We start from the raw sequence: 17453 nt of genomic DNA, 5'->3' as shown, positions 1-17453 counted from the left end.
GAATCCGGCAAGTGCCGCCTTCGTAACGCAATTCAGCAAACGCCGTGCCAACTTTTCCCAGTTGAAGAAGTATGTATGCCGGATGCACCTTTTTTAGATCGCAGGTGCAAGGGAAGCCCTAGAAAATCGGGGCTTCCACTATTTTTGATAAATCGGCAAAAAGTGGTAATGGACAGACAAACTGAGTAGTCCCAGCGCGGTCGCATAGATGGGGCCAGCACTACGCTCATTCCCGTTTCTGGGCTGCCAGGCTCCATCAGGCTGTTGGAGCTCAACCAGAAGTTGTTCCGTCTTTTGCCGACCTACGGCGGCGAAGTCTCCGCCCCGCTGATACATGGCCTGGGCGTAGTAGTAGTTTCCGTAATAAAACCAGGGCTCCGTAGGGGACGGAGGATTCTTCATCAGGTAGTTCCCGCCGCCGATGACTTCGGGGGCCTCATACTGGGCGCAGACCTGGAGGGAAAGCATGCCTGCGGCGGTGGTGGAGAAGGTCTGCCGGCCGCCGTAGGGCTCGTAGCTGAAGGCGGCCTCCATGTCCACGGGAAGGCCCTGATTGTTGCGCTCGGAGCGGTAGCTCCGCTTCATGTACTCCACCGCACGGTCGATGGTGCTCTTCGGCACCTTCACTCCGGCGTTGTTGGCGGCGCGGAGGGCCATCACCTGCCAGACGCTGACGGAGATATCGGAGTCGCTGCTGCCGGGCTCATAGCGCCACCCGCCGCGGTTGGCCTCGCTTTTGACCACATCCTGGGAGCGCATGATGAGCTCGACAGCACGCTCCACCCGGGTGCGGAGCTTGCGGTCCATTTCCTCATCCTGGGTCTGGCCGACCATCTCTGCGTACATGAGGGTCATGATGCCGTGGCCGTACATGCGGGAGCGGTCGCTCTGGCCCAGATAACCCTCTTCATTGGGGACGATGTTGTCCGTCATGAACCGCAGGCCCTTGGCCACAGCGCGGCCTTCTGGGGTGGGATCAGTGGGCATGTGGCCCACGCTGGTGAGCCCCATGATGGCCATGGCGGTGAGGGCACCGCTGTGCTGGGGCACGGGATCCCCGCGGTTTTCATCAAGGAAACAACCCTGGGCGCGCTGCTGGCCGATCAGCCAGCGGCAGGCCTTGTCCACCGCCTGCTTGACGGCAGGGGAGACGGCAGTGGGTGAAGGGGAGGTCTGACCGAAAGACAGCGTGAAGGGCAGGACCAGCAAGCCCTTGAGGGCGAGCTGCAAAACGGGCATGAGCGGTCTGCGGTGTGGCATCATTTTTTAGCCTTCTCGGCAATGGCCTTGTAGTAGCTTTCGATCGCGGCGCGGTACTCGGGCGAAGGCTCCTGACGGGAGGCCTCGCTGAGGTCCTTGGCCATGCGGGTGGGCAGGTGGCCCCAGTCGCCTGCCTGGGTCGCGCCGAGCACGGGGACGACGAGATTGGCCTGCCCCTGCGTCATATTCCCGGTGGCATCGGGTGCGGGCTCTTGATTGGGCCCCTTGGCCGTCTGGCTGGCCTGTTGCGGGGAAGCCGGGGGCTTCTGGCCGGGGACCATGCCCTGGGCGCGGGCTTGCGCCATCTGCTGGGCCTGGGCTTGATTCGCCTGAGCCAAGCTCTGTTGGGCGTTTTGCTGCGCGTTCTGCTGAGGATTCTGTCCCTGACCCTGCTGGGGCTGCTGGCCGGGTTGTTGCCCCGGTTGCTGACTGCTGGCCTGGCCCTGCTGAGCCTCGGGTTGGGGTTGCTGGGCACCCCCTTCCATCGGGTTCACCGCTTGATCGAGCTCATCGAGAGCCTGAGCCAGCATGGAGCCCTTGGCAGCCTCCGAGAAGGAGTTGGGTGCGGGAGTGGACTCCGCTTGGGATGACGCCGTCTCCGCTGCCGCCTGTTGGGCTTCCTGACCTGCTTTGGAAGCTTGTTCCGCCGCTTGCGGCGTCATTTGGGAGGGATCCTTCTTCACTGCGTCAGCCAGTTTTTTAATCTGCTCGCTGGCCTGGGCAACCTTCTTGGCGGCGGGTTCTTTCTGGAGCCGCTCTTGGTGACGGGCCACGCGGGCCAGGTCATGTGCGCCCATGGAGGTGGCCAGCGGGGCCATCTGCGGCTGGCTCTGGGCCAGTTCCAGATTGGACTGGGATTCCTGGGCGGTCTTCTCCGCCAGTTCACCTAGGGCCCGCTTCATCTGGGGGTTCTTTTGCAGTTCCTGTTCCAGCGCGGCGAGGGCCTTCTTGGGGTCCTGCTGGGCCTGCTCCATGATCTTCGCGATCTGTTGCGCCTCCTGGTAGCTCTCATCCAGGGGTTGTTTGATACCGAGCGCCTCCTCGACGGCCTGCTGGGCGGCCAGCGCGTCCTCGGGGAGCGCCTGACCCTGCTCCATCTTCTGTAGATTTTGAGCGAGCTGGTCCAGCGCCTGAGCCGTTTGTTTCTGAGCCTGGGCGGCGTTCTTCAGCGCCTGGGCTTGTTGCTGCGGAGCCTGTTGGGCCTGAGCGGCTTGTTGGAGGTTTTGCGCAATTTGCGGTGTTTGCTGACGGATCTGCGCCATGCCCACATCGGCCGCGCGGGCCATCTGGCGGTCCGCCTCCTTCTGCATGTCTGCGGCATTGGCTTCCTGGCGCAGGGCGGCCTGCAGGTCAGCCAGCTTCTGCGCATCTTCCTTGGCCTGGGGCATCAGGGCGTTGGCTTGTTGCGCAGTCTGTTCGGCAGGCTGGTTGTTCTCGGCCGCCTGGGCAGTTTGTTGGGTTTGTTCTTGAGACCGCTGAAGGGAGTCGGCCGTGTTCTTGGCCAGCTCGCTCAGCTTGGGGGTCATCGCATCCACCTGTTCCCGGGCCGCGGCCACCTTGGGGGCAAATTGGTTGATCGCTTCTGCGAGCTTGGCTTCGGCTTTGGCATTGGCCTCCAGAGCCCGGTTTTGCTGGGGCGGCACCGGCTGGGGCTGTTGGCCATTCTGCTTCTGGTCAGCGAGCTGACGGAGCTGGTTCTGAGTCTCGTCGCGCTGCCACTGGGCATTGTTCGCGGCCTCTTGTGCGGCGCTGGCAGCTTCGTTGTTGGACTGGGCACGACGGAGGGTATCCGGGAGCTGGCGCAACTGATTGGCGGCGGCTTGCGCGGCCGGCAGTTGCTCTTCAGGAGCCTGCTGTGCCAGGGCGGACTCCTTGGCCTGTTGCAGGGAGGCGGCGGCGTCTTGGGCCATGGCGTCTGACTCCAGGGCGCGGGCGGATTCCACAAGCTGTCGGGCCTTGTCGGAGACGGCCTTGATCTGCTCCGGTGACTCGGTGCGGCGGAGTTCCTCAGCGAGATTCTGCAAGGCGCGGCCCATCCGGTTCTTGTCCAGCGCGGCCTGGTTGTTGGTCTGGTGATTTTGCTCCCGGAGTTCGCTCTGGTCCTTGAACTGACGGGCGGCAGCTTCGAGCCGGTCGGCGGCCTGATCCTTGGACGGCTCGCCTTGTTTTTTCTGCTCCTTCTTCTCATTGGCAGCGCGGGACATCTGGTCACGAGCCTGGTCCACGGCGGCGAGGGCTGGGTTCTGATCTCTCAGCAGCCGCTCCCGCATCTCCTGGGCCTTCTGAGAGGTTTCATCCGCGAACCAGCGGCTGGCGTCACGTGCCTGATTGGCGGCATTGCGCAGCTCATGCGCCTGACCATAGAGGTACTCGGGGGCCTGGTGCTGCTTGGCGGTATCCAGTGAGTTCTGAACCGCGGGCATCTTCTTGTCGAAGTTTTCGATGTGCTGGTTCACATCCCGTTTGCGGTGGTCTTGGATCGCGGACTTGAGGTCTTCCAGGTCCTTTTTCGCACTGGCCGCAGCTGCCAGCGCGGCACGCTGTTGCTCCTGCCATTTGCCGCGTTCTTCAGGGTTGCGATTGGCGTCAATGGCCTTCTCCGCAAGCTTCGTCTGCTGAGGGGCGAGATGCTCCATGGCCTCGCGCACCGCTTTGGCGGAGTCGGCAGCGGCGAAGGCTTCCAAGGCTTGAGAAACCGTTTCCGCATCGTTGGAGAGCTGGTTGGCGGCGTCCTTGAGCTGACGCTCGTCCATGTCCTCCGCCTGACTCTGTTCCTGCAACTCCTTGAGGTGTTGACCGCGCAGTTCGGCGAGACGCTGGCCGGCAAGATTGAGCTCCATGGCCTTCAGCGGATTGTCGGCTTTTTGAGCGGTTTCCTTGAGTTTGTTCCAGAGTTCCTCAGACCTTTCATTCACCGCGGCCAGATGTTGTTTCATCTTGGCCAGGGCCGCCTCCGCCTGCTGTTCCTGCTCGTCGTTCTTGCGCTGCTTTTTGTCAAAGGCACGAACCTTTTCCGACTCCTTGCGGAGGTCACGCACTTCCTCGGCCAGGGCCTTGGCGCTGGCGGCGAGGCGACGCTGTTCGGCCGCAAGCTCGCGTTGGGCGAGGTTGAGCTTGTCTTCAACAATCAGCAGACGGACGGGATAAGACTCGGCCTTCTGGCCCTTGAGATCCACGGCTACGAACTTCACAATGACGGAGTCGCCGGGTTTGACCGGGAGCGGGGCCAGTTTGATGGCAGTGTGAATGTCCAGCCGCTTTCCCGCCTTCTCCTGCACGATGGTCTCTTTCCAGTCGGCCCCGTTAATGGCATGGGCTACGGACACTTTGGCGAGGCCAATATCGTCATCGGCCAATCCGACGAGCTCGACGGTGTCATCACTGCGCGTCTCAATCTGCTCCTGGGGCTGGGTGATGCCGACACTGGGTGCTTGATCCACGACAGTCTTAACGCGCCAGGGCGAGGCCTCGTCATTGGTGAAGCCGGTGGCCCGGGCCGTGAGGGCGATTTGCCAGGCATCCGATTTTCCATCGAAGGGAACATTGAGTGCCAGCATCGAGGGAGTCTCCTGCGTGACGGGCAAGATGGTGCCGGTGGGTTGGAGATAGGCGGCGGTTTTCTCCAGCGGTTGATTCGCCTTCATCGAGAGCTTCACGGTGGAGCCTTCCAGAGCGGTCAGATCACCGTGGTCTTCCACCAGCTTTTGCTCCTGGAGACCTGAATACGCCGGGGGGATGATGGTCTTGGTGAACTCGAGAATGCGAGGGCGGGGCCGGGCATGGAAGGTGTGCCAGGCGGTCATGGCATCTCCGGCGATGATGCGGTATTCTACGCTCTCCTGACCGATGCCGACGGTGCCTTCATAGCGAGAGCCGCCATTGTGCGTCAGTTCCATCTTGGAGGTTTTGGCGTCTCCAATGCGGGTCTCCACAAGGATCCGCTTGGGCATCTTCCCCGTGATCTCCACCGCGAGCGGGACGCTGGAAGCCAGTGGCACCACCACATCGGCCTTTACAGGGGTGACGATCTTCACCTTGGTGCTGGAGGGGCGAGAGAGATTGGCAAAGGGCAGCGCGGCGCGTGCCATGAAGCCCGCCAGGTGCAGCTCGGGAACAAAAGACAGGGCGACAATGACGACGAAGAGGAGGATCAGCCCCTTGAACCAGGGCAGCAGCAGGGAGGTGGGGAGGATTTTTTCCGCCTGGAAGTCCTTGAGCTCACCCGCGACATCTTCCTGAAGCTGGGATCGGAACTCAGGGGAGTCCGGAAGGTTCTCGGTGGATTCCCGGGACAACTCCACGGCCGAGAGCAGCTTTTCGTGCATGCGCCGGTCGGCCACCTCCAGGAGGCGAGCCGCACCGAACAACCCGCGCGCCTCCCTGACAAAGCGCATGCCGAGCCACCAGGCGGAGATGAGGGCCACGCCGTACCCGGCGTAACTCAGCCCGTGCCGCAGACTGTCTGGCATGAAGGTGGCGCGATCCAGCAGGGCGACCAGCAAGAGCAGGACCAGCAGGACGAGGGCCGCTGCGATGCCTGCCTTCATCATGAGCAGCCTGGTGCGCCGTTCCCGGAAGCTGGCCAGTGCATCCACGGTGGCAGGGCGCAGGGTGGTGTTCATGGGCATTAATACGGTTGAGGGCAGTTTATTCTTGGAGCGTTCGTCGGGCTCAGACGAGCCTCCAGACCTTTCGCAGGATCCACTCCAGGGTGAGGAGCAGCATGACGGCGCCGAACCACCACCAACTGTGCCACAGCTTGGTCTCCGTGGTGCGGGTTTCCATGCGGTCGAGCTGCTGCAGCAGATCTGGAAGCTGGGAAATATCTCCCTCACGCAGGAAGCGACCCTGGCTCACGCGGGCCATGCCTTCCAGGAGGGGACGGTTGAGGGTGAGCTGGCTCCATTCCTTGTTGGCCTGGCTTTCCACGCGAAAACCCAGCCGCAGGTCATGAGCGGGAGCGCTGCCCTCGCTGACAGAGAGCTGATAATCGCCCGCTGGCAAGGTGCCGGTGATGGCGCGGAAAACGCCGCCGTGGGAGGGATCGGGCGCGAGTTCCAGACTGGCGATCTCCAGCCCGTTCCGGAAGACGTGAGCCCGTGGGCTGCCCTCGGTGACAGTGGTGCCAGTGGCGGTGCGCAGACGCACCCGAAGCTCTGCCGTATCCCCCTCCTGATAGCGCAGGCGGTCTGTGCCGAGGCTGAGGCGATCGTTCTCCACCATGAACGGCGGAGCTGCCACCCAGGTGGCGACCTGCATCCAGAAGCGCTGGTGATGCTGGTCCGCGACCTCATAACGCCAGCGCCAGAGCTCATCCGTACCCAGCCAGACCACGCTGCCGGCACCGAAGCGACGCCACACCAGGGCGGGCAGTGGTTCGACTGTGTTGTTTCCCAGTTTCGCCAGCACGGCGGCATCTGGCAGGGGCTCCGCCGGGGAAACCCAGAAGGGCTTGGGAAGGCGGGTCCAGAGATTGGGATTGGTGCTGGGGGAGTCACTGAGGCGCAGGGCCTCCATGGTCTGGCCCTGCTCGGTCAGGCTGTAGTCCAGCGCGGCGGCCGGGGAGCCCTGCTCCTTCCACTTCACGGGAATAAGAGTGGCGGCCTTGGTGCTTTGCCAGGCCTGGAGATGGTTCCGCCGACCGTCGATGAAGATGAGCCCGCCGCCGCGTTTTTCCACGAACTCGACCAGTTGCGACTGTTGCTCCTCGCTCAGGGCATCCGGGCGGAGGTCGCCGAGGATGATGAGGTCGAAGTTCATGAGATCGTCCTTGGTCTTCGGGAAGGCCTCGGCCACCTGGCCACCCTGGCCGCGGGTGAAGGTATCGAAGGCGGCCACCACGTCCCAGCGCTCGTCCCGGTCGAAGTGATTGTGAATGTAGCGGGTTTCCCAGCGGGGACGGCCGTCCAGCAGGAGGACCCGCCGCTTCCGGCTGAGCAGGTGCAAGGACAGGGTCTGGCTGTTGTTGTTGGCGATCTTGTCCTGCGAGGCGTTGACGCCATTCACATCCACCCGTGCGGTCAGCGTGCGGAGGGACTGCTTGGGATCACCCACGAGGTCCCGAACGGGAAAGCTGAAGTCAAAACGGCGTTCTCCCGCGCCGGTGGTGGTGAAGGTCTGCTGCCAGAGGACCTTGCTGCCCTGCAGCACGTTCATGCTGGCACCGAGTCCGGCGGGAAGGGTGTCGCTGATCACCAGGGTGCCTTCGGCGCGGTCTTCGGCGAAGACGGCTTCCGGCATCTGCACGTTGAGGATCGCGAGATCCGGAGGCGGGAGTTCGCTCCCATAACCCACGGTGAAAACCGGGATGCCGCTGTCCCGCAAACCGGCTGCCATCTCCTCCGGCGAGCCGGGGCCATTGTGCTGGCCATCAGTCAGGATGACCAGGGCGGTTCCAGCGGGATTGGGGCCCAGGGCATCGCGCAGGGGCTGGTCCAGATTGGTCGCGGTGGCCTCCGGCTTGAACTCGAAGTGGTGCGGCAGATCGCCTGAGACATCGCTGCCTTCCTGGCGATGCCACCAGAGGCGCTCCGCCCGGTAGCCGCGGAGGGCAAACAGCTCGACATCGTGTTTCTCCGCCAGCTTCTTCACCATCGAGTGATTGGGGTCCAGCAGGGCCGTCTCCATGCGGTCGAAACGGGTGCCTGCGTTCGAGGAGGCAACGGATCCGGCGGGAAGGGCGGGGGCTGGCGCCGGGGCGGGTGGTTTTCCCGCTTGCGGCGTGTCGTCAGAGAAGCTCATGCTCGCTGAGGCATCCGCGACCAGGACGACCCGCCCGAGCTGGCGGTAGGTATCGATGTGCCGCAGGATGGGGCCCGCCAGACACAGGACCGCCAGGACCACGGCGAGCGAGCGGAGCAGCGGCAGCAACCAACGGGCGGCGCCGGTGTGAAAGCGCAACTCCCGACGATAAAGGAAGAACATGAGCACGCCCAGAGCCAACGCCACGCCGAGCACCGGCATGGCGGGCCAGTCACCGGTGAAACGGAGTTGAGTTTCTGTCTGGGAAGGCGTCACGAAGAAGTACTGTCAGGTGTCAGGATTAGGGAAACTACGCACGGGAGATGCGCTGCTGGAGGAACACCTCCGCAAAGAGGAAGAGGAGCAGGGCAAAGAGCAGGGGTTGCCAGGCTTCGGCTCCGTGGCGGCGCGTGCGATCCAGCCGGGCGTACTCATCCTGGCTGCTGGCATAGGATGCGCCGAGTCGCTGGGCCATCGCGCGAATGTTCTCCTCCGGCATGGCGGAAAGGTTCGACTCCGCCGGATTGAGGTTGAAGGCAAAGCGGCGCACGAGTGCTCCAGGAACGTTCTTGGCGCGGAGTTCGTAGATCCCGGGGACCGCAGTGTCGCTGTGGTCCACGAAGATCACGCCGTCCCGGTCGGCCCGCGGGGTGACCTCCCGGGTGCGGCTCATCGGGTCCTTGAGCTCGTAGTTGCCCTTGACCTGCTCCGTACCCAGAGAGGCGCGCAGTACGGTGCCGCACATCTGGCTCTGTGGAGCAGCATTCTGGGTGGCCAGATAAGTGACCAGACGCTGGATGAGCGGGACAAAGGCGGGCTGCAGGGGCAGATTGCTCCACTGCGCATTGGCCGTGGTGGCCACGGCAATGACACGGCCCTTGCCGCGAGGCTTCTCCACCATAAGGGGATCCCCGCGATCGAGGTTCAGGATGGGGCGGGCATCTCCCTCCACCTTGTCGAACTTCACCCAGTGAGTGAAGGCGGCGTCCTGGAGGCGCATCCCGCGGGCTTCGTTGAAGTAGGTGATGGCCGGGTGCGTGTGGCGCTGGTTGAGAATGCGGGCGGGAGTCTGCCCCTCGTCCACATGGCCGAAGCCGTTCAGCGTGCAGGGCAGCAGGCCTTTCCCGTTCTGGTAGAGTTTTTCCTGGTACCAGCGCATGTCCATGTCCGGGCCCATGAAGATGATGAGGCCGCCGCCGCGTTGCACGTACTCCTCAAGTTCCTGCACCTGGCGGTCGTTGAGGCGATTCACGTTGGCGAGGATCACAACCTCGCTGCCGTCGAGTGTCTTGTCCCGCATCGCATGGTCATCGATCACGCCAGTGCGGATGACATCCTTGAGGGTGGTGGCGGCGCTCTGATGTGGGGTGAGACCGATCTCCAGGAAATCGGTGGCGCCTTCTAGAGGTCCGCTGCGTGATTTCCCGCGCACCAGCAGGCAGTTCACCTGCTCCCGTACGGGGATGATGACGGAGTAGGCATTGTCATCGGGGAGGGAGTCCCCCTCCACCCGCACGGTGAGGGCCTGATCACCCGGTGCGTCAAAGGTGTGCGTGAGGGTGATGACGGACTCCGAATTCGGCGCAACGCTGACGCGAGTAGAGCGCAACCGGGCCCCGTTGGCCTCCAGATGGACGGCGACATCCTGATAGGCCTGCGGGCCGTGATTCTGGATGCGGGCCCGGAGGGCGATCATCTGACCGCGGGCCACGACAAAGGCCGAGGGCTCGACGGAGACCACAGCGAGGTTCGACTCCGTGTCCCCGGAACTGCGCAGGAAGGTGACCAGCGGCGGGCGCTCTTGTTTCAAGATCGACTCCAGCGCCGGCAGCGTGCCGCCCTCGGCGAGTTGACGCCAGTCGGACCACTTGAAGTCTGAGACCAGAAGCACCTCCCGGGCGGGAGTGGCCAGCTTGCCAAGGTCTGCCTGCACCAGTTGGAAAGTGTCCTGAAGGGCGAGCGGACCACCCAGGCTGGGCTCATTCTCCAGCAGCGTGGGCACGGCCTCAAGATCTGAGGTGGGCTCGGCCGTGAGGCGATGCGGTGGCGCACCCGCAAGGATGACGGCGGTGTCTGAACCGCGACTGAGCGTGGTGTAAGTCTGGCGCAGATCGTTGCGAGCCTTGTCCCGGGCGGTGCCTCCTGTGCCGGGGGCGCGCATGGAGAAGCTGTTATCCAGCACCACGAGGAGGGAGGTCTTGTCGAATCCTGGGAGCTGGCTGAGTGCGCTGAGGACGGGGAGCGCGAGGCAGAGTGCCAGCAGGATGGGGATGCTGATGCGCACGGCGAGGAGGAGCTTCTGCTCCATCTTCACATTGCGCTTCTTCTGCCGCAGTGCCTCGTGCAGCAGGTGCATGGGCCCCCAAAGCACCGTGATCACCTTGCGCTTGTTCAGCAGGTGAATGATGAGCGGTATGAGAAACGCAGCCGCCCCCGCCAGGAGAATGGGGTTGAGGAAACTCATGAGGCGGCGGGTCGTGGCGGACGCACGGCGACGGGCTGGAAGATGATAGAGGAAGCCGGGATCATTGGCGCATGCGGAGGGCCAGATAGGCCTTGATGGCTTCCGTCAAAGGTTCGTCAGTGATGATGGGGACCAGGTCCACCTGATGCCGGCGCAGCCCTTCCAGCAGCTGCTCGCGGAAGGTCTGGAGCACCTGCAGGTAGCGCTGACGGATTGCCGCAGGATCCAGCAGCAGGGAATCCTCGGTCCGCTCGGCGTTCTCAAAACGGGCCCAGCGGGAGAAGGGGAAGTCCAGCTCATCCCGGTCCCACACCTGGAAGACGATGATCTCATGCCCCTGCTTGCGCAGCGCGCCCACGGACTGGATCAGGCGCTCGGCGTCGTCAAAGCAATCCGATACCAGCAGGAGGAGGCCGCGACGCTTCAAGCGGGACGCGAGATTCCTCAGCACTGCGGAGAGGGAAGTCTCGCCGCCGGGCTGGGTGCGCTGGAGGGTATCGAGGATGTGATGCAGGTGACTGGTCTTGGTGCGGCAGGGGATGAACTCCCGCACCTTGTCATCGAACGTGACCAGGCCCACGGCATCCTGTTGCCCTGTGAGAACATAAGCGAGAGAGGCGGCGACCTTCCGGGCGTGCTCGAACTTGATCGCGCCCTTGGTGCCTCGGTAGGCCATGCTGCCGCTGGAATCCAGCAGGACGGTGGCGCGCAGGTTCGTTTCCTCATCGAACTCGCGGATGTAAAAGCGGTCGCTCCGGCCGAAGATCTTCCAGTCCAGCCGTTTGATCTCATCCCCCTGCACATAGGGGCGGTGCTGGCGGAACTCCACGCTGGAGCCCTTGTGCGGAGACGCGTGCTGACCGGTGGAGAAGCCCTCCATGACCGTCCTGGCAAACAGCGGCAACCCCGTGAGCTGGACGAGGTCTTCTGCTGTCAGGAGATCGGAGAGTTTGGCCATGAGGAGCGGAAGGGGATCTAGGAAATCCTGGAGCAGCGGCCCGGCGTGACTGGGGCGGGAGGGTCGCCGCGGCGTACGGATGACGGCTGCGCGCCGGAACTACAGCACGCGGGAGCCCTGAGGACGGCGGGTGTTCTCCAGCAGGTGCTTCACGATGTGGTCCACGGTGACGCCTTCAGCCTCGGCATGGAAGGTGGGGACGATGCGGTGGCGCAGCACCGGGTAGGCGAGCGCTTCGACATCATCCACCGTCATGTGCGTGCGGCCCCGCAGGAGGGCGCGGACCTTGCCAGCGAGGATGAGGTGCTGGCTGGCACGAGGGCCTGCGCCCCAGCCAACCATCTGCTTCACATAGCTGGAGACGCCCGCCTCAGTGGTTCGGGTGGCGCGGACAAGATCCAGGACAAAGTCCGTGACGTGATCGGGCACCGGGACGCGGCGGGCGAGCGTCTGCGCCTGTTGCAGCTCTTCGCCGCTGAGGACGGGCTCGATGACACTGGAGATGGTGCCGGTGGTGCGGGCGAGGATCTCGCGCTCGTCATCCCGGGTGGGGTAGGCGACCTTGATGAGGAAGAGGAAACGATCCTTCTGCGCCTCTGGGAGAGGATAGGTGCCTTCCTGCTCGATCGGGTTCTGCGTGGCCAGCACGAAGAAGGGGCGGGGCAGGGCGAAGGTCTCCTGGCCGACCGTGACGCTGTGCTCCTGCATGGCTTCCAGCAGAGCGGCCTGTGTCTTGGGCGGCGTACGGTTGATCTCATCCGCCAGAATGATCTGGGAGAAGATCGGCCCGCGCATGAAGATGAGCTTGCGGCGTCCGGTGTCCGCATCCTCCTGAATGATCTCCGTGCCAGTGATGTCGGCCGGCATGAGGTCCGGCGTGAACTGGATACGCCGGAAGCCGAGGTGCATGGCATCTGCGAAGGACTTCACCAGCAGGGTCTTGGCCAGACCGGGAACGCCTTCCAGCAGCGCGTGTCCGCCTGCGGCCATTGCGATGAACACCTGCTCGATGACGTCGTCCTGGCCGACGATTCTTTTGCTCAGCTCTGCCTTGAGTCTTTGATAGCCGGTGACCAGGATGTGCGCAGCTTCAGTATCGGTAGGGGTGGACATGGGGTGAGTGACAGGAGCGAGGTCGGCAAGAAGGATAAAACGATCTGGTTGGGTGACAACTTGCACACGCAGGGCCAAATCCGAGGAGAGTTTGGACAAGAAATGTCCAAATACCAAGTCGGAGGGTGTCGCAGGTGCCGTGCCCTGAAACACTAGAATCCACACAGGGCGTCCTGTCACCCTATAGCGGCGTTGCGGCGGGACGCCAGCGCGACCTCAGGAGGAGGTGGAATCAAGGAGGGGACGGATCCTTTTTGCCCCGATGGGAGTGTGCTTGCCGCGCCCGGTGCATCGGCAGACGGCAGCGATCAACTCGGCAGGATCCACGGGCTTGGACAAGAAGTGATCAAACCCCGCCGCGAGAGCCCGGTCGCGGTCTTCCGGGCGGGCGAAAGCGGTGAGGGCAATGGCGGGGATGTGGCCGCAATGCTCCGCATCAAGCCGACGGGCGGCGACGATGAGGTCAAAGCCATCCATCTCCGGCATGGCGATATCACTCACCAGCACGTGGTAGATCTGCGCCTTCAGCGTCGCCAGTGCCTCGGCTGCGGAGAGGGTCGCGGTGACGGTGGCCCCGCGACTCCGCAGCACGCGGGCCATGAGTTCGAGGTTGTCTGGGACGTCATCCACCACGAGCACCGCAGTCCCGGTGAGATCGACGCTCTCCTCCATGGCGGCAGAGGGATCGGAGAAGAGTTCGCCGCCGGACTCGGAGGTGGGCAGGAAGAGGGGCAGGGTGATCTTAAAAGTGGCGCCCTGTCCGACCCCGGCACTGAAGACCTGTACGGTGCCGTGGTGCATCTCGGTGAGGTGTTTGACGATGGAGAGCCCGAGGCCCAGACCGCCGTACATGCGGGTGGAGGAGGCATCCCCCTGACGGAAGCGGTCAAAGACATGCGGCAGGAAGAGCGGATCGATGCCCGCACCGGAGTCGGTGACGACGAGCTCAGCCCGATCCTGCCCGCAGATGATGGAGAGTTCAACGCGTCCACCGGGCGGGGTGAACTTGACGCCGTTGGTGAGGAGGTTCCAGATGATCTGCTGGAGACGGGCGCTGTCGCCACTCACGACGACCGGCGGAGCATCCACCGGAGCGATGACGGTGACGTTTTTCTCCTCGGCCATGATGCGGATGGTCTCCACCGCTTCCTTGGCCAGGGAGATGAGATTGGTGGGCTTGAAGTCGAGATGGACCTTCCCGCTCAAGATGCGGCTCATGTCGAGCAGGTCGGCGATGAGTTTGGCCTGGAGCTGGGTGTTGCGCTCGATGACGTCCAGCCCGATGGCAAGTTCTTCCTGGTTCGATGAATCGGCGCGGAGGATGCTCGCCCAGCCGAGGATCGCGTTCAGGGGATTGCGTAGCTCGTGGGAGAGGGTGGCGAGAAACTCGTCCTTGATGCGGTTGGCGCGATCGGCCTCGGCGCGGGCTTCGCGTTCTTTGACGAGCAGTTCTTCGCGTTCGCGGTCGCGGTTTTTACGGCCTGTGGCATCGCCGAGAGTGCCCACGACAGAGAGGATGTTGCCCTGGGCATCATAGACGCCGCGCCCCTTGGCATGTACCCAGATTTCTCTGCCGTCGTTGGGGCGGATGACGCGGTATTCCAGATCGTAGTTGGTCCGTGTCCGAATGGCCTCGTCCACCACGAGCCTGGCGGGTTCCCGGTCGTCTGGGTGGATGTCGGTGCGAAGGGATTCCCGCGTGTGGCGATCCTCTGGCACCACGCCCAGAATCTCTGCGGCGCGCCGGGAGAAGGTGACAGTGTTGGTGGCGGCATCCCAACTCCAGTCTCCCAGTTGGGAATGCTCCAGCGCCAGACTGAGGCGGATGGAAGACTCTTGGAGAGCAGCTTCGGAGGCCTTGTGGTCGGCCACTTCTTTGATCAGGTCGTTGTTCAGCCGGACCATGCCGGGCAGGTTTAGGGCCGTGGGCAGGATCTTGATGAGGGCGATGACCGTGGACCAGGAGACCACGGCGGTCACCAGTTTCATCATACCGGAGAACCTGTACCAGGGGTGCCAGAAGATGGTGGCCTCAATAAGGTGGGTGAGGCCGCAGGAAAGGATGAAGCAGGCGAAGAGCCAGTACAACTTTGGGAAAGCCACTTCCCGCCCCTTGGCCATGACGAAGCAGGCAATGGAGATGGGGATGGCAGCGTAGGCTCCGAAGATAGCAAGGTCTGAGAGGATATGGAGCCAGCCATGAATGTCACTCCAGTCGCCGCAATGCCAGCGTGCAGGGAAGCCGGAGGTGTCAAAAAGCTGTCGGATTGGCTCGATCACTCGAAGGTCGTGGGCGCGGTTTCTGCGTTAGCGTTTAGTGCGATGAACGGGAAAAGCAAATTAATGCAAGATTCAAAATATAGGGCGCGGGGGAGGGCGGCAAGTGTTGTTGGGAGACAATATAGGAGTAAGGGCGTGGGGCGGTGAGAGGTGAGGGGTATGAGGTAAGTGGTGGACTGAGGTGCGGGGTGGGGTGGAGTGGGGAAGGAGTGATGGAGGGGTTGAGTGATGGAGGGATGGAGGGGCGCTGGTGAGGGCGGGTGGGTGTGAGGAGATCACAAGGGCTGCGAAAGCGGTGATGCTCACCGCAGTCCCAAAAGCGCTGCGCGCTCAGGTGTTGTTTCCGGGAGCACGGGGGATGCGATGTAGGCCAGCGATGTCGGAGGCTCGTGCGATTCGGAGGGAAATGAGAGGTGCAACGCCTGGCGACGAAGTCGCTTCGGGAGTGCGGCGAGAATCGCCGCTTTCGGCAGTCCTGTGTCGGGATCGAACCGGAAATGGGGAGCGGAGGCGGTCACCCTACGTGCTGGATGGCTTGGTTGCCGGAGGTTCGATGAGACGTCATGGGACGTTTGGGGCGAACCGGGACAGGAATGTCCCTCGCTCCTGTTACCGAGGGCGCTCAACAAAAAACCGCCGCAAGCGAGGGGCTTGCGGCGGTTTTGAAATAACAGAGACTGGCGCTGACCTTACTTGGCCGGGGTGCCGTACACCTGAACTTCGATGTAGTGGTTCATCTCGTTCGCGGTGTTGCCGTTGCTGGAAAGGCGCACGTAGCGGGCCTTGGTGCCCTTACCGTCGATGAGGCGGCCATGGTTGGTTTCCACATAGGCTTTGTCTTCGCCCTTGCCGAGCTTGGAGCTGTCGTCGTGGTCGTTGTTGTAGAGGGTGGTGACGCCGGTCTTGAACTCGGGGTCATTGCTCACCTGCACGTTCACGTCGAAGTAGATGGAGGTCTGCTTGTGGAAGTGCCAGGCGAGGATCTTCCAGATGTCGTACTCCTTCTCGAGGTCGATCTGGACCCACTGGGCGCCAGGAGCGAGCTCGACGTAGCAACCATCGGAGCCGTCGGCGTCGCCGTCGGTGACGAGGTCAAGCGTGCCGATGATCGGAAGGGGGTCGGAACTGGTGACCTTCTTGCCCTTGGCCACGTTTTCGGTGCCCTTCGGCACTTTCAGCGTGAGGCGGGCCTTCACTGCTTCTGGATCAGGCTTCTCGAGGTTCGGGATGTCACCCGTAGGGACCGGGGTGCCAATGAACATCGGCTTGGGATACTCGGGAGTCAGGTCCACGAGGTCACCAGCAGGTGTGGTGGCGGAAGCTGCGGGGGAGGAGGTGCCGTTGGCAGCAGGTGCGCCGTTGGTGGCGGTCTCTCCGCTCTTGCCGCAGGAGGACATCATGATCGAGGTGGCCAGGAGGCCGCCCAGGAGGAGTGTATTCGACTTCAGTTTCATGTTGGGTTCAGGGATCGTTAAGAATTGAGGAGGGCAACTGCGGGGCGTCGCCACCCCACAGTCCAAGGGGGCATCAGGCCACGAAGTCCTCGGGTTTGAAGGTGACTTTGGCACCTTGTTCAATGGACTTCAGAGCGGTGAGCACCGTCACACAGGACTCAAACGCCATCTGCACGGGGCAGGTGAGCTTGTCCGGAGTCTTGGCGCGGGTACACTCGATGAAGTTCTGGATGTGGGGGGAGTGGGGGAAGCGGCTGAGCGTGACCGGGATTTCCCAGCGGGCCAGCGGCTTGCTTTCGCGCACGTCGGCGAGGGCCTTGGCCAGAGGGCCAAGATCGTACGACGGGGGCTTGGGCTTGTCCCAGTTGCGGGACTGTTCCCAGAACTTGTTCTTCACGTCGTCACCTGCCTGCACCACGGCGGGATGGTCCCCGGTGGAGTACTGGGTCCAGTCGTTGTCCGGCTCGGCGTAGATCTGGTTGTACGTGGGGCTCTCGGAGATGATGGCGCTGCCGTTGATGCCCATGAACTTCTCGTAGTAGCCCTGAGAGCCGGTGGTGGTGAGCACCTGGTAGTAGGCGCGCGCCGTCCCGGTCGGGAGCTGATACTCATAGATGGTCATCACGTTGTCCGGGTACTCGAACATCGCGCGGCCTTCCTTGCCGTCATAGTAGTCTATGCCGCCTGCGGCGTACACCGAGGTGGGCTTGGACTGGAACACCCAGTTGAACATGTCAATCTGGTGAGCACCGAGGTCAGAGATGGCGCCGCCGCCGTACTTCTTGTACCAGCGCCAGTTGAGGAAGGCCTCCATGCTGTCGTAGCCGTACTTGGCCAGGATGTCCGAGGGGATTTCCTGGTTCTTCGGCGGGGAGAGGGGCTTGGAAGCGGAGACGCCGCGATTCCACTGGCCGTAGGCGTGGGTGACACGACCGAGGAGCTTGGGCCCCTGGTAGATGTTGTCGCGGAAGTGGATGTAGCGCGGGTTGCTGTGGCGCTGGTGACCGATCTGGAAGATCCCGCCGGTTTCCTGCTGGGCTTTGACCATGTCCCGGGCACCTTCGATGGTGTTGGACATCATCTTCTCGCAGTACACGGCCTTTTTGGCCTCGAGGCACTGGCGGCTGAAGGGGGCGTGCAGGAAGTCCGGCGTCGCGATGAAGACGGCTTCGATGTCGGTCTG

9 protein-coding genes are annotated in these 17453 nt (G+C 63.2%); all 9 read right to left on the bottom strand.

Annotated features, from left to right (window positions below):
* Window positions 1–138: 138 nt before the first annotated feature.
* The gene (locus BV106_RS24185; RefSeq protein ID WP_265596030.1) at window positions 139–1239 is read right to left on the bottom strand and encodes a hypothetical protein; all 1101 of its coding nucleotides are present in this window, start codon (window positions 1237–1239) and stop codon (window positions 139–141) included.
* 20 nt (window positions 1240–1259) lie between these two features.
* Window positions 1260–5882, bottom strand: a complete 4623-nt coding sequence (locus BV106_RS24180) for a hypothetical protein (protein WP_265596029.1) — start codon at window positions 5880–5882, stop codon at window positions 1260–1262.
* Between the two features lie 49 nt (window positions 5883–5931).
* Entirely contained in the window at window positions 5932–8277 is a 2346-nt protein-coding gene (locus BV106_RS24175) for a hypothetical protein (RefSeq protein ID WP_265596028.1), read from the bottom strand.
* A gap of 34 nt (window positions 8278–8311) precedes the next feature.
* Window positions 8312–10465, bottom strand: a complete 2154-nt coding sequence (locus BV106_RS24170; protein WP_038169066.1) for a BatA domain-containing protein — start codon at window positions 10463–10465, stop codon at window positions 8312–8314.
* A 61-nt stretch (window positions 10466–10526) separates the two neighbouring features.
* The gene (locus BV106_RS24165) at window positions 10527–11423 is read right to left on the bottom strand and encodes a DUF58 domain-containing protein (protein ID WP_038169065.1); all 897 of its coding nucleotides are present in this window, start codon (window positions 11421–11423) and stop codon (window positions 10527–10529) included.
* A 99-nt stretch (window positions 11424–11522) separates the two neighbouring features.
* The gene (locus tag BV106_RS24160; protein ID WP_038169064.1) at window positions 11523–12536 is read right to left on the bottom strand and encodes a MoxR family ATPase; all 1014 of its coding nucleotides are present in this window, start codon (window positions 12534–12536) and stop codon (window positions 11523–11525) included.
* Window positions 12537–12752: 216 nt separating this feature from the next.
* Complete coding sequence (locus BV106_RS24155) at window positions 12753–14816, bottom strand: PAS domain-containing hybrid sensor histidine kinase/response regulator (RefSeq protein WP_051946259.1); 2064 nt, start codon at window positions 14814–14816, stop codon at window positions 12753–12755.
* A gap of 689 nt (window positions 14817–15505) precedes the next feature.
* Window positions 15506–16270 (bottom strand): hypothetical protein, encoded by a 765-nt coding sequence (locus tag BV106_RS24150; protein WP_038169063.1) that lies wholly within the window; start codon window positions 16268–16270, stop codon window positions 15506–15508.
* Between the two features lie 73 nt (window positions 16271–16343).
* Window positions 16344–17453: Gfo/Idh/MocA family oxidoreductase (locus BV106_RS24145; RefSeq protein WP_038169062.1), on the bottom strand; the 1110-nt coding region annotated here is incomplete at its 5' end.

This window comes from Verrucomicrobium sp. BvORR106 (assembly GCF_000739655.1).
In the GTDB taxonomy this organism is placed as follows: Bacteria; Verrucomicrobiota; Verrucomicrobiia; order Verrucomicrobiales; family Verrucomicrobiaceae; genus Verrucomicrobium.
Note: the sequence above shows the minus strand (reverse complement) of the source record. Positions and strands in the feature narration are given on the sequence as shown.